Annotated in this window: 8 protein-coding genes; 5 read left to right on the top strand and 3 right to left on the bottom strand. The window is 61.3% G+C overall.

The window, feature by feature from the left end; translation table 11 throughout:
• Positions 1-51 precede the first annotated feature (51 nt).
• The 3 genes from AOA60_RS05470 to AOA60_RS05480 are packed head-to-tail and all read left to right on the top strand — an operon-like array spanning position 52 to position 4,153.
• Positions 52-975: a cytochrome-c peroxidase gene (locus tag AOA60_RS05470; protein WP_099583548.1), complete on the top strand. Its 924-nt coding sequence runs from the start codon at positions 52-54 to the stop codon at positions 973-975.
• On the top strand, positions 972-2,786 hold the full coding sequence (locus AOA60_RS05475; RefSeq protein ID WP_099583547.1) for a DAHL domain-containing protein: 1,815 nt from the start codon (positions 972-974) through the stop codon (positions 2,784-2,786). The genes AOA60_RS05470 and AOA60_RS05475 overlap by 4 nt, the downstream gene beginning before the upstream one ends.
• Positions 2,783-4,153 carry an ATP-binding protein gene (locus AOA60_RS05480; RefSeq protein WP_099583516.1) on the top strand — a complete coding sequence of 457 codons (1,371 nt, stop codon included), beginning with the start codon at positions 2,783-2,785 and terminating at the stop codon, positions 4,151-4,153. The genes AOA60_RS05475 and AOA60_RS05480 overlap by 4 nt, the downstream gene beginning before the upstream one ends.
• A 20-nt stretch (positions 4,154-4,173) precedes the next feature.
• Here AOA60_RS05480 and AOA60_RS05485 read toward each other — a convergent pair whose 3' ends face one another.
• On the bottom strand, positions 4,174-4,446 hold the full coding sequence (locus AOA60_RS05485; RefSeq protein WP_099583517.1) for a type B 50S ribosomal protein L31: 273 nt from the start codon (positions 4,444-4,446) through the stop codon (positions 4,174-4,176).
• A 190-nt stretch (positions 4,447-4,636) separates the two neighbouring features.
• Between AOA60_RS05485 and AOA60_RS05490 the strand changes: the two genes are divergently transcribed.
• Complete coding sequence (locus tag AOA60_RS05490) at positions 4,637-6,256, top strand: FMN-binding glutamate synthase family protein (protein ID WP_099583518.1); 1,620 nt, start codon at positions 4,637-4,639, stop codon at positions 6,254-6,256.
• 228 nt (positions 6,257-6,484) lie between these two features.
• Complete coding sequence (locus AOA60_RS05495) at positions 6,485-7,609, top strand: OpgC family protein (RefSeq protein WP_099583519.1); 1,125 nt, start codon at positions 6,485-6,487, stop codon at positions 7,607-7,609.
• 47 nt (positions 7,610-7,656) lie between these two features.
• Here the strand turns inward: AOA60_RS05495 and AOA60_RS05500 are convergent, their stop codons facing one another.
• Together AOA60_RS05500 and AOA60_RS05505 are read right to left on the bottom strand one after the other, a co-directional pair.
• Positions 7,657-9,069, bottom strand: a complete 1,413-nt coding sequence (locus AOA60_RS05500) for an amino acid permease (RefSeq protein ID WP_099583520.1) — start codon at positions 9,067-9,069, stop codon at positions 7,657-7,659.
• Positions 9,070-9,337: 268 nt separating this feature from the next.
• On the bottom strand, positions 9,338-13,960 hold the full coding sequence (locus AOA60_RS05505) for a hypothetical protein (protein WP_099583521.1): 4,623 nt from the start codon (positions 13,958-13,960) through the stop codon (positions 9,338-9,340).
• Between the last annotated feature and the right edge of the window lie 152 nt (positions 13,961-14,112).

The following is a 14,112-nucleotide window of genomic DNA, read 5'->3' on the forward strand; positions in this document are numbered from 1 at the left end:
AGGAGTGCTCGCTTGAATGAAGTCGCAACCTATGGTTTGGGTCTGGCCGTCATGGTGGGACTCAGCATGCCACTGCCGGCCGCCCCCCTGGACGAGGCGCTCAAGCCTTTGCCGCCAGTGCCGGTGCTGGACGCAGCCAAAGTCGAACTGGGTCGCCAGTTGTTCAATGAGCCACGCCTGTCGGTGAATAACACGCTCTCCTGCGCCAGTTGCCATCAGCTGGAAGCGGGGGGTGCTGACAGCAAGCCTTTCTCCATCGGCTTCGACGGCAAACCGGTGGAGATCAATACCCCCTCCGTATTCAACGCCAGCCTGAATTTCAAGCAGTTCTGGAATGGCCGGGTGGACACGCTGGAAGCCCAGGTCGAGCAAGTGGTCATCAGCCCGGCGGAAATGGGCAGCGACTGGAAAACCGTGGTGCAGAATCTAACCGCCCTGCCCGCCTACCAGAACGCCTTCAATCAGGCCTACCCCGACGGCGTCACCGCAGCCAATGTGCAAAACGCCCTGGCCACCTATGAACGCACGCTGCTCACCCCCAATTCGCGCTTCGACCAATACCTGCTGGGCAACACCGACATCCTCACGAGGCAGGAAAAATACGGCTATCAGCGTTTCAAGGATTACGGCTGCATCGCCTGCCATCAGGGCGTGAATATCGGCGGCAATATGTTCCAGAAATTCGGGGTGATGGGTGACTACTTCAAGGCGCGCGGCAACCCGGTCGAATCAGACCTGGGGCGCTACCTGCTGACCAAGGACGAAGAAGACCGCCATGTGTTCAAGGTGCCCAGCCTGCGCAATGTGGCCGTCACCGCGCCGTACTTTCACGACGCCTCGGCCAAGACCCTGGCCGAGGCGGTGGACGTGATGTTCAAGTACCAGCTGGGGCGCAACCCGTCCCAGGAAGATAAAGACCTGATCATCCAGTTTCTCAAGACCTTGACCGGCGAATGGGCGGGCAAGCCTCTATGACCCTTACCCGCCGCCGCACCAGCCAACTCTTGCTCGGCCTGATCGCCCTGCTGCTGGCCTCGACACTGGTATTTCTGTACCTCAAGTCCTCCCGCGACCAAACGGCCACCTATACCCAGTCACGGGACTTGATCCGCCAGCTCAAGCAGCTCAATGCCCAATGGGACAGCGAAGTGCTCAAGGCGCGGATCGCGCTCACCCACAACTATGACCCGCTGGTTACGCCGCTCGCGGACATGACACAACTGTGGGCCAAACTGGGCAGTGACGCGACTTACCACGACCCCGAAGACCTGCCCCGCTGGAAGGCCAGCACAGAGGCGTATGAGGCAGCCATCCAGGAAAAAGCCCGGTTGGTCGACCAGTTCAAATCCCACAATGCCGTGCTGCGCAACTCACTGGCGTTTTTGCCGACCGCCGAAGATGACATCCAGGCGCAGTTCAATCGCATTGACGACGCAGGCCGCCTGCAACTGCAAGATGTGGCCACCGACACCTACGATCTTCTGCTCAGCAGCCTTGAATTCGCCCAGGTCACCAGCGACGAGCGCGCCGCCGATATCCTGGTGGGCCTGGGCAAGCTGGCGATCAACAAAGATCGCCTGCCGATTGAGTTCCAGGCCCCGGTGGAGATCCTCAGCAACCACATCTCGTTGATCCTGCGCGAACAGCCGGTGGTCAACGGCCTGCTCGAACGCATTGCCGCAGTCCCCGTGGCCGACCGCCTGGACGAGCTGAACAACCACCTCAATCAGGACCAGCAAGCCGCCGACCTGATCGACCATCAATACCACCTCTACCTGCTGATCTTCTCGACGTTGTTGGTGGTATTGCTGCTCTATCTGGCGGTGCGCCTGCTGCGCAGTTTCGCCGAGATCAACCGGGTCAACCGCGCCTTGCAAGCAGCCAATGAAACCCTGGAGCAACGGGTGGAACGGCGCACCCAGCAGCTCAAGGATGCCCAGAGCGAACTGCTGGACAGCGCCCGCCAGGCCGGCATGGCGGAGATCGCCACCAACGTGCTGCACAACGTTGGCAATGTGCTCAACAGCGTGAATATCTCCGCCGACCTGGTCACCCGCAAACTGCGCAGCAGCAAGGCATTGGGATTGGGCAAGGCCATGCAGTTGATCAACGAACACACGGCTGACCTGGGCACCTTCCTGACCCAGGATGAAAAGGGCAAGCTGCTGCCGGGCTACCTCAACCAACTGGTGGAGGCCATTGCCATCGAACAGCAAGGCATGGCCGATGAACTGGCGCAACTGAGCAAAAGCGTTGACCACATCAAGGACATCGTCTCTACCCAGCAATCCTATGCCGGTGCATCCACGCTGATGGAGCCGGTGCATATCAGCGCCCTGATGGAAGACGCCCTGCGCATGAACGCCGGCGCGCTGAGCCGCCACCACGTCACAGTGGTCAAGGAATATGCGCAAGTGCCGGAAATCATGGCCGACAAACACCGGTTGCTGCTGATCATGGTCAACCTGATCAGCAACGCCAAGTACGCCATGTCCAACCTCACCGACCGGCCACGGCAGATGACCCTGGCGGTGCAACAATTGGACGACGCCACCTTGCAGATCAGCGTGAAGGACGAAGGCGAAGGCATCCCCGCCGAGAACATGACCCGGATCTTCACCCACGGTTTCACCACCCGCAAGGAGGGCCACGGCTTCGGCCTGCACAGTTGCGCACTGGCCGCCGTGGAAATGCACGGCCAGCTCAGCGCCCGCAGCGACGGGCCGGGGCTGGGCGCAGTGTTCACCTTGACGATTCCTCTGACCCTTGCCGGAAGCCCGCCATGAACCAACCACCTAACCGGCGCATTTTGTTGATCGACGATACCCCGTCGATCCACGACGATTTCCGCAAGATCCTGATGCCCACCGGTGAATCGAACCAGGCGCTGGATGATATGGAGTCGGCACTGTTCGGCGACACCAGCAAACCCACGGTACAACCCTTTGAGCTGCACTCGGCCTATGGCGGAGAGGAAGGCCTGCAGTTGCTCGCCACGGCAATGGCAGAAACCCGGCCCTATGCCCTGGCGTTTGTGGACATGCGCATGCCCCAAGGCTGGGACGGGGCCAAGACCATCGAAGAGTTGTGGAAAGTCGACCCTGGCCTGCAAGTGGTGGTGTGCACCGCGTATTCGGATTATTCCTGGGATGACCTGCTGCATCGCCTGCAAGGCTACGATCGTTTGCTGATCCTGAAAAAACCGTTCGACAACATCGAAGTCCAGCAGATGGCCAATACCCTGGCCAACAAATGGGACATGGCTCGCCGCGCCTCACTGCAAACCGCCCACCTGGAGCAGTTGGTGGAACAGCGCACCCTGGCGCTGCAAGTGGAAATCGACGAGCGCAAGCAACTGGAAAGCCAACTGGTACAGTCGGAAAAGCTCGCATCCCTGGGGCAGTTGGCCGCGGGCGTGGCCCATGAGATCAATAACCCGGTGGGGTTTATCTCGTCCAACCTCAGCACGCTCGATGGCTACTTCAACCAGCTGCAACAGATGCTGGAAGCTTACCGGCTGGCCGAGGACAGCCTCGCGCAGGGCGAGCAACTCAAAGCCCTGCGCACCGAACTGGAACTGGATTTTCTCAAGGACGACATTCCCCTGTTGATCAGGGAGTCCAAGGAAGGCATCGGGCGCGTGGTGCAAATCGTCAAGGACCTGAAAAACTTCTCGCGGGTCGACAATGACCAGACCTGGCAATTTGCAAACCTGCAGCAGGGCATCGACTCCACGCTGAACATCGTCGCCAGCGAGCTCAAGTACAAGGCCGACGTGATCAAACGCTATACGCCATTGCCGGAAATCGAATGCCTGGCCTCGCAACTCAACCAAGTGGTCATGAACCTGGTGATCAACGCCGCGCAAGCCATGGGGCCGGAGCGCGGCACCATTACCATCAGCAACGGCGTGGAAGGTGAGAACGTGTGGCTGGAAGTGGCGGACAACGGCTGCGGGATTGACCCGCAGGCCATGCAGAAAATCTTTGATCCATTCTTCACCACCAAACCAGTGGGCGAAGGGACGGGGCTGGGGTTGTCACTCTCCTACGGCATCGTCAAAAAACACCGTGGCGATATCTCCGTGAGCAGTGAGCTGGGCAAAGGCACGCGGTTTCGCGTGGTGCTGCCGATTCGGCAGACGGCGGCGTAGGGCACGCCGCCGCATCATGCTCACGCCTCGGCTTTTTTCGGACTCGACCCAAACGCCGCAAAGCGCTTGTTGAACCCGGCAATCCGGCCTTCGACCTGGGTCTTGCGCTGCTGGCCGGTGTAGATCGGATGCGACGCGCTGGATACGTCCAGCGGGATGTACGGGTAGGTGTTGCCGTCGCTGTGTTGATGGGTGCGATCGCTGTCGGCGGTGGAGCCGATCAGGAAGAACACGTCGGCAGCGGTGTCGTGGAACAGCACTGTGCGGTAGTCGGGATGGATACCAGCTTTCATGGGGCCTCCGGGGGCGTTTGGTTGCGACTTGATTGTTATACAGTAACACCAAATAAGCCTCCAAACGAGAACCGATTGCAATAAGAAACGACCGGGGCGGCATATGAAGAATAAACCCCCAGGTTGTTTGTGGTTTCCGGACTGGCGCAGAATGCCCCATCGACCTCAGAGTCCGAACCAAGGAAACCGTATGAGCCTGTCCTTGCTAAGCCGCTACGCCTTTTTTGCTGTGTGCGTCATTTTTACCCTCGCCAGCCTCCCCTTTATCGAACATGAATGGCTGTGGCCCATCACACTGGTCACCGGCGTGCTGAGCCTGATCGGCATTTTCGACCTGCTGCAAAGCCCCCACGCGGTGCGCCGCAACTACCCGATCCTGGGCAATATCCGTTATTTGGTGGAAGCCATTCGCCCGGAAATCCGCCAGTACCTGCTCGAATCCGATAGCGACGCCCTGCCCTTCTCCCGCTCGCAACGCTCGCTGGTCTACTCCCGCGCCAAGAACGAAACCGCCGACAAACCCTTCGGCACCCTCATCGACGTGTACCAGTCGGGCTTCGAATTCATCGGCCACTCCATGCGCCCGGCGCCGCTGAGCGATCCCAGCACGTTTCGTGTGATGGTCGGCGGCCCGCAATGCACGCGGCCGTACTCGGCGTCGGTGTTCAATATCTCGGCAATGAGTTTTGGCTCCCTGAGCGCCAACGCCATTCGGGCGCTCAACCATGGCGCCAAGCTGGGCAACTTTGCCCACGACACCGGCGAAGGCAGCATCAGCCCCTATCACCGTGAAAACGGCGGCGACCTGACCTGGGAACTGGGCAGCGGCTACTTTGGCTGTCGCACCAGCGATGGCCGTTTCGACCCGGAACGTTTCGCTGTGCAGGCGCAGAACCCGCAGGTGCGCATGATCGAAATCAAGATGAGCCAGGGTGCCAAACCTGGCCATGGCGGGATCCTGCCCAAGCATAAAGTGACGAAAGAAATCGCCGAAACCCGTGGCATCCTGATGGGCGAAGACTGCGTCTCACCGTCGCGCCACAGCGCGTTTTCCACGCCCATCGAACTGATGCAGTTCATCGCCCAGCTGCGCGAACTGTCTGGCGGTAAGCCGGTAGGTTTCAAGTTCTGCCTGGGCCATCCGTGGGAATTCATGGGCATCGCCAAGGCCATGTTGGAGACCGGCATCCTGCCCGACTTTATCGTGGTCGACGGCAAGGAAGGCGGTACCGGCGCCGCGCCCGTGGAGTTCACCGACCATATCGGCGTACCGCTGCGTGAAGGCCTGTTGTTTGTGCACAACACCTTGGTGGGCTTGAACCTGCGCGACAAGATCAAGCTCGGCGCCAGCGGCAAGATCGTCAGCGCCTTCGACATCGCCAGCGTCCTGGCAATCGGCGCCGACTGGGCCAACTCGGCGCGCGGCTTTATGTTCGCCATCGGCTGCATCCAGTCGCAAAGCTGCCACACCAACAAATGCCCGACCGGCGTCGCCACCCAGGACCCATTGCGCCAACGCGCCCTGGTGGTGCCGGACAAAGCCCAGCGCGTGTTCAACTTCCACCGCAACACCCTCAAGGCGTTGGCAGAAATGCTCGCGGCGGCGGGCCTGGATCATCCGTCGCAGCTGTCAGCCAAGCATTTGGTGCGACGCATGTCAGCGACCGAGATCAAGTTGTTCTCGCAACTGCATGTGTTCCTCAAGCCAGGGGAGTTGCTGACGGGCGAGGTGAACGGCGAGTTCTATTCGCGGATGTGGCAGATGGCGCGGGCGGACAGTTTTGAGCCGCATGAGTCAGCAGTCGCCTGATGGACGCGTTCTAACCCCCCTCTGCTGAACCGGACCATCGACGGCATCGTTGAAACAAGGAGATTCACATGCCGTTAAGGTCGTGCGCGCAATTGAGACATTCAGTAATACCCAACCTTTGCAATTGCTTACAAATACCGCCAACCTGCGCCCGCCCGACGCACGGCGTACGACATCACCGCCGCCTGCCTGTCCTTAATAAACCTACTTGTTCAAGAGCCCGCTGCCATGCTGAACGGACGCGACCCGCGCATCGATTTTTTTCGGGGCCTGGCGTTGATCTTCATTTTCTGGGATCACGTCCCCCACAACCCCCTCGGTCAAATCACCTTGCGCAACATCGGCTTCAGCGATGCCGCCGAAGTGTTCGTGTTCCTGGCCGGCTATGCCTCGGTGCTGGCCTACGGCAAGGTCCTGCAGCGCGAGGGTTACTGGATGGCTGGCCTGAAGATCCTGCGCCGGACCTGGGTGTTGTACGTGGTGCATATCTTTTTGCTGGCGATGCTGATGGGCATCGTGTTCTTCGCCAACAGCCATGTGGAAACCCGCGACCTCGTCGAAGAGATGGGCCTGACGCACTTCGTCACCCACCCGCAGCAGGCGCTGACCGATGAGTTGCTACTGCGCTTCAAGCCCAACCTGATGGACCCGTTGCCGTTGTATATCGTGCTGCTGGCCGGCCTGTCGCTGGTGCTGCCGCTCTTGCTGCGCCAGACCTGGCTGGTGGTGGGTGCGTCGATGACGGTGTACCTGCTGGCGCCGTGGATGGGCTGGAACCTGCGGGCGATTGCCGACGGCGTGTGGTACTTCAACCCGGTCACCTGGCAGTTGCTGTTCGTGCTCGGCGGCGCAGCGGCGATTCATGCCAGCCGGCCACGCCCGCTGCAAAACCAGGCCTTATCCCGGCAGCCGTTATTCCTCGCCGCAGCCGCCTATGTGCTGGCCGCTGGCGTGATCACCCTGTCGTGGCGCTGGCCCGAGATCCATGACGCGTGGATGCCATCGGCCCTCAGTGACTTGCTGTACCCCATCAGCAAGACCGACCTGTCGCCGGTGCGGTTGCTGCACTTCCTGGCCCTGGCCTACGTCACCGCCAAACTGCTGCCGGGCCGCGGCTGGACGCAAAACTGGCTGGCGCAACAAACCTGCCGCATGGGCCGTTACTCTCTGGAAGTGTTCTGCCTCGGCGTGTTGCTGGCACCGTTGGCGGACATGGTCAACGCCATGGCCGGTGATGCGTTCGCCATGCAGATTTTGACCGCTCTGGCAGGCACTGCCTTGATGGCCTTGCTGGGAGCCTGGCTGGAGTTCAACAAACGCCTGAACCAATCTACAAAAATGGCCCAGGCCTGAAAAACAAAAAGCCCCGATCAAGGGGCTTTTTGTTGTCCGTCTGGCTATCAGGCCGCTGAACGCACCGCCGCGTTCGTCGGCTGCAACTTGAACACATAGAACAACACCGTCAGCAGCACCAGGAACACCGGCCCCACATACAGTGCAATACGCGTGTCCGGGAAGTACGCCATCAAGCCCACCACCAATACCAGGAAGGCCAGTGCCAGGTACGAACTGACCGGGTACAGCCACATGCGGTACTTGAGGTTTTTCTGTTCGGCCGGGCTCAGGCTCTTACGGAACTTGAGCTGGGCCAGTAGGATCATCACCCAGGTCCAGATCGCGCCAAAGGTGGCAATGGAGGTCACCCAGACGAAGACTTTTTCCGGCACCAGGTAGTTGAGCAACACGCCCAGCAACAACGCGCCGATGGATAACAGCAGCGCCTTGCGCGGAACGCCGTTGCTGGAGGTGGTGCCGAACGCGGCCGGGGCCTGGCCGTTCTGCGCCAGGCTGTAGAGCATGCGCCCGGTGCTGAAGATGCCGCCGTTGCACGACGACAGCGCCGCTGTGATCACCACGAAGTTGATGATGCCGGCAGCGGTCTTGATGCCCAGGCGCTCAAAGGTCATCACAAACGGGCTGCCCTGGGTGCCGATTTCGTTCCATGGGTAGATCGACAGAATCACAAACAGCGCGCCGACATAGAACAACAGAATGCGCCAGAACACCGAGCCGATGGCATTGGGAATGGTCTTCTGCGGGTTCTTCGCTTCACCGGCGGTGAGGCCGATCATCTCCACACCCAGGTAGGCGAACATCACCATTTGCAGAGACATCAGCACACCCTGCACACCATTGGGCATGAAGCCGCCGTGGGCCCACAGGTTGGAAATCCCCAACGCCACCCCATCGTTGCCAAAACCGAACGCGATGATGCCTACGCCGCCGATCACCATCGCAATGATGGTGACGATCTTGATCAACGCGAACCAGAATTCGAACTCACCGAAGGCCTTGACCGCGATCAGGTTGATGGTGCCCATGCTGATCAGGGCCGCCAGGGCCCAGATCCAGCGCGGCGTATCGGGGAACCACACGCCCATGTACACCGCCACGGCGGTGATCTCCGCCACGCAGGTCACCAACCACAGGAACCAGTAATTCCAGCCCGTCAGAAAACCCGCCAACGGGCCGAGGTAATCCTGTGCATAGCGACTGAAGGAGCCGGCCACCGGATTGTGCACAGCCATCTCGCCGAGGGCGCGCATGATCACCAGGATGGCCAGGCCACCGATGATGTAGGAGAGCATGATGGCCGGACCGGCCATTTCGATGGCCTTGGCCGAACCGAGGAACAGGCCGACACCGATACAGGCGCCGAGCGCCATCAGGCGAATATGCCGCTCGCCCAGTTCGCGTTTGAGCGGGCCGCCCGAAGCGGTTTCGCCCTGGGGCAGGTGATTGCCGACTGGCATAGGGATACAACCTCGTCTTATTATTGGATATGAGCCTGCGACTCCGATACCTCGCGACGGGTCTGTCACGAGGTACGGTTCCCGTTTCACTTCTTGGGTAAACCGGTCTGGCCGGGCCAGATCAGGGAGTGCAGTATAAAAAGCTCAACCCAGTGATTTTCACTCTATAAATGGCAATATTCAGCGGGAGTTCCCGTCTAAATCCGATTGCACAGTTGGAGTATCGCACAGCAATGGTGCGCCATTTCACGCAAATACACGCCTGCGCCTACCACTCCTGCGTCCACAACGGCGCGTCGAAAAACAACTTGCGCGCCATTCTCAGGTTGATCTCGCCGCGATGAATCTCCAGTGTCTGCACCGCCCGCCCGCCTTGCCCGGCCTGGATGCGGGCGAAAGCCTGAGCCTGGACCTGTGCCTGGGTCTGTTTGCCCATGCGATGCTGCGCCGGTGTCTTGAGGTGCGCAGCGGTGAAATGATCGTCCGGCCCGGTCTGGCGCTCATAGTGAAAGTGCCCGTAGCACAAGGCCTGCCGCGTGTGCACATCCATCACCACATAGGTCTGCAACCAATCATTGGCGTTGGCGGCCAGCGCGATCCGCCCGCCTTGGCGCAAAATGCGCGCCTCACGGTGGCTGACCAGCACTTCCAGGCCCGACTGAGTGGGCGCACGCGCCTTGATGGCATTCAGGCGAGCCTGCAAACCCTGCTCCGACAAACGACTGGCCCCAGCTCGCAACTCGTCGGCCACGGTTCTGGCCCGAGCCTGTTGGGTAGCCGCCAGGGGGGCCGGCTCGGTGTGCTGCAGGCGTTGGTGGATGGCGTCGGCACACTGGCGCAACGTGTCGGCGCGCTGCTCCAGAATGTCCTGCAGCGACTGGGGCTCGTTGGCGTTGCGCGCCATTTTCAGCACTTCGGCAATTGCCTGCTCCACTGCCCCCTGCAACGCCTTGCCCTGTTCAATCAAACGGTTGAGGTTGGGCAGCGGGGCAGCGCCTTTGGGAGCAGGCTTGGTGACGGGCTCCCACACCCCATCGGCGGCGTGGGTAAACGAAGCGATCACGGTGTCCTGGTTATCCATCACCTCGGCCAGCTCGACCGGCTGTTCGTCCGTCGCCAACGTGAGGCGGGCGACATACATGTCCTGGTTGCGGGTGCGGATGATGCTTTTGCGTACCGCACGAGGGGCGGCAGCAGGGGCCGAGGCAGCGACCGGCTCAGGGTTCGCGGTGGTCAGGGCGGCGGCCAGTTGACGCTCGGTTTGCGCGCGCAGTTGAGTGAACAAGCGTTGCAATTTATCCAGGTAGCCCAGGTGGAATTTGTCTGGCTCCATCGCTCGCCAGAATTCGATGCGGTCATCGGTCAGCGCGTAGACGCGGCTGAAGCTCTCCAACAACTCGATACGCAACTGTGGGCTCTGGGGCGCCAGCTCGTCCAGTTGCGCCAGGGAACTGCTGGCCCAGCGTGCGCGATGAACCGTGTCATCCAGGCTTTGGAAGAAATCATCGTCCAGCCTCGGCCCTTCGGCCTTGAGCGCCACCGCCCACAGGGTCGTCACCTGCAATGACTGCAACTCCAGTACCGTCGGGCCTGTCGGCTGGTCCAACAGCAACGCGCGGACCTTGTTCTCCCCGTACTTGGGTACGCGCTTCAATTCCTGCAGGAAATCGAGTTCTCGGACGCGCAAGTCGATGGCATTTTCATTGCTGTCCGCCACCTGTCGCATACACTCGCCCAAGGTGCGGTGAGCCTGTTGATTGATATCCGACAGGGCCTCCTCCGCTGTCTCGAACTGCACCTGGTCCAACAGCGACAAGATCCTGGCATTGATAGCGGCGGTCGTATCACGGGCCAGCGACTGCAACTGCCACAGGTTACGAATCAGCCCCTCAAGCGACGTCGACAATTCACCTTCATAGCCCGGGCGTGGCTTGAGGGCGCGCAAGCCTTTAAGGCTCTGCAACTCCAGCAATGAAGCGTCCAGCTTGTTTCGCAGCTCTTGAGCATATCGGTCGGCGGCCGTGGCGCGCTGCTGTTCGGTGATGCGCGGGTCGGCACTGGATTTCAGCTGACGAGCCACGGTCATTGCACGATTCGCCGCTTCCCGACGCTGAGTGTATTGACGGTACTCCCGTTCCAGTTGCTCGTAGCGCGACGCCGTGTCCGGCACAGCCACCGGCTTGTCAGCCTGCCCTCCCAGCAGGCGCAGGCGCAAATCCACGTCCCAGACGCGAGTGTCCAACAACCTGAGCCATGGCCCCAGCTCGCGACCATCGGCACTGATCACCCGCACACTGTTATCAGTGACCTTGACCCGGTACACATGGCCGCGCACCGGCACCTGCCACTGCGGCGGTTGTGCGGCGGCGTTGAACAACACCCCATCGAGCCGCCCGCCGACCTGCGCCCCCGGCAATCGCTCAGACAAGGGCAGTGCCCTCAGGCTCAGCCGTTCGAGCCGGGCTTGCAGGGGCGGCGTGAGGGTGTCGCGTGCATTGCTCCAGCCACTGGGCGAGCGCAAGGGCACGTCGAGCGGGCCGCGGACCACGGTCGTCGGCGCAACTCTTGGCGGTGTCGGCTCGAAGGCCGGATGTTGCAACGCCAGCGTCGATGGCCATTCGTGGGGCGACGCCCGATGCGCCAGAATCAGCACCAGGTTGGTCAACAGGTCCATGACCCCTTGGGCCTGGGCTGCCGCGTCATCGCTGCTGATGGCGTGCACGTCCTGATAGACACTGTCCATCACCTGAACCATCCACCCCGCCAGCGCCACCGGCCCCCTGACAAAGGGCAAAACGCTGTTGAACAGCAACCACCCAGCTTCTTTCAACGTCATCCAACGCTGCTCGGCGTTGGACACCGACTGGCGCTGCGCCAGGCTGACCAGCGCCTGAACCGTGGCGGCGAACACCTGAGGCAACGGGTCACCGCTCTCCAGGGACTTGCTCAGTTGAGCCGGCGCCGGGCGCTCGGGGGTGGTGAACTCATCGCCGGCCAGAAAGTGCCGCACATGCGGCTCCTGAAAACCGCCATTGGCATACACCGCCCGGCGCGTCGCAGGCAGCCAGGCCAGCACCAGGTCCTGCAAGGGTCCCGGTGCCTTGATCGCCTCGAACAAGGCTTGGGCGGATGCAAACTCTTGCAGGCAAGGGCTGAACAACGGTTGGTAGAGCACGTGCGGCCCCAACTCGGAATGCCGGGCGCCAATCACATACATATTCACCACCGTGTCCGGGGTGGACGTGGGCGTGGCGCTGAATGCCAACGGCCATAACGCCGCCTCAGGTTGCTGCATCACGGCGGCCTGCACCAGGCGATACCCGGCCTCGGTCATGCCGTTCTCGGCGTTGATCTTCATCTGCACCGCCAGCAGCGGCAATTGGGCGCGCACTTGCTGGATAAACAACGCTTCGCGGCGCAACCGTTCGGCGCCATCGTCTATCAATGTGTCCTTGAGCAACTGCGGGTACGCCTGGCCAATATCCACTTCGGTCACGCAGCCCTTCAGCAACGTCGCCGTCAGCCAGGCAGGCGCGGGATTGCCCTTGAGGGTGATCGCTGATGGCAAATGAGGGAAACCACCGAGATTCTCCAGGGCCAGGTCCGTAAGGCTCAGGGTCACGTGACGCACGTCACCGCTGGCAAAGCCGCCCGGCGTCATGGCTGCGGTCACAATCCGGTAGGTCAGCTTGATGTCATCCGGCTCGACGCCGTTGGCCCTGCGCTCCTTGTGCAGGCACTGCGTCAGGGCTCGCGCGGCGAAGGTCCGAATCGGCGCGATGCCGTCAAGAAAAGTCCGCCCGCCCGCCGAAGCCTGCGCCACGACCAGAACCTCAAGCGCGCGGGCGTAGGCCAGGCTGTCTGCCGTCGACGCATGGATCAGCCACAGCGGCAGTTGGTCCTGCAGCCGTTGCTGAAACGGCGTTAGCACTGATTCGAACCAACGCATAGGGTCCGTCACATAGTCGAGCATTTGCTGGAATTCGCTGGGCGTACGCGGCACGGTGCAGTCGATGGCCAACACATCCGCCCGCTGGCGTTCGGCATAGCTGGCGGCCAGGGCGTCGAACGGATCGCCCCAGGGCTCCTGAACAAACCATTCGAGCGCCTGACCGGCCAGACGCTCGTTCAGGTAGTCGGGGATCAACGCCTCGATGTCCTCCAGGCGCGTAAGCGGCTGAACGCCCGTCGCCAGGCTGAACAGCAACAACGTACGCAACTCGGCGCCGAACAACCGATGGTCGAGGATCAACAGCGGCAGCATTTGCGGAGTCTGCAGCGTGCCCTTGGGCCGGACGTGTACGGTCCAGACCTGCAACGAAGCGCCGTGAAGGCTCCATTGCCGATCAGGACGAGTGGCACGTAATTCCGTGGCTGGAAAAACCTTGGCGAATTGCTGCGCATCCATGCCCGGTGGTGGCGAGCTGTCATACAGCAACGCCAGGCAATCGTCGGACAGATAGCCCCATCGCGTCATGTTCACCGGCAGCGTCTCACGCCACCAGCCCTGCAGTCGTGCAAGCCAGGCGTCCAACAGGTCCGGCCCGAGTTGGTTGACGAGGTTTTCAATGTCCGCCAATGGCGGGCCACCCTTCACATAGACTTCGCGCTGGTGCAAGAAGACTTGATCGTAACCCTCGACATACCGCACTGGCCGTGCGCTGGTGAGGCGCAGCACGACCTCGTCCGCAAGGCGGCTGTAGCGGTGCTGGTCGGCTTGGGTTGGGGTGCCGATGGCGACCCGCTCGGCGAGAAAGTTGCAGCTGCCAAACCGTCGATCCAGCGTGGCCTGTACCTGCTCGATCGCCACCTCCCGCAGTGTTGGGGCGTCAGAAAACAGACTGACGACTTGCTTGATGTGGCCGCGACGTAATGAAGGTGTTTCCGGCATGGGGTGGGCTTCCTGATGACGGCCCCGGAGTTGGGTCCGATAAACCCTGTACGTTAAGGAAGACCGTCGCCCCGACTGTGGTAGCCGGATAGCGCCGCCCACGCCGACAATTTTCTCGGCTGCGCCAATCAGCGTCTAAGCTTCAATCAAGT

Origin of the sequence: Pseudomonas sp. 2822-17 (genome assembly GCF_002742485.1) — a bacterium.
Lineage (GTDB): Bacteria > Pseudomonadota > Gammaproteobacteria > Pseudomonadales > Pseudomonadaceae > Aquipseudomonas > Aquipseudomonas cyclaminis.

Coding starts and splice junctions, on each gene's coding strand:
- AOA60_RS05500 (WP_099583520.1), bottom strand. CDS start 9,069: ATGCCAGTCGGCAATCACCTGCCCCAGGGCGAAACCGCTTCGGGCGGC.
- AOA60_RS05475 (WP_099583547.1), top strand. CDS start 972: ATGACCCTTACCCGCCGCCGCACCAGCCAACTCTTGCTCGGCCTGATC.
- AOA60_RS05505 (WP_099583521.1), bottom strand. CDS start 13,960: ATGCCGGAAACACCTTCATTACGTCGCGGCCACATCAAGCAAGTCGTC.
- AOA60_RS05485 (WP_099583517.1), bottom strand. CDS start 4,446: ATGAAAGCTGGTATCCATCCCGACTACCGCACAGTGCTGTTCCACGAC.
- AOA60_RS05480 (WP_099583516.1), top strand. CDS start 2,783: ATGAACCAACCACCTAACCGGCGCATTTTGTTGATCGACGATACCCCG.
- AOA60_RS05495 (WP_099583519.1), top strand. CDS start 6,485: ATGCTGAACGGACGCGACCCGCGCATCGATTTTTTTCGGGGCCTGGCG.
- AOA60_RS05470 (WP_099583548.1), top strand. CDS start 52: ATGGTGGGACTCAGCATGCCACTGCCGGCCGCCCCCCTGGACGAGGCG.
- AOA60_RS05490 (WP_099583518.1), top strand. CDS start 4,637: ATGAGCCTGTCCTTGCTAAGCCGCTACGCCTTTTTTGCTGTGTGCGTC.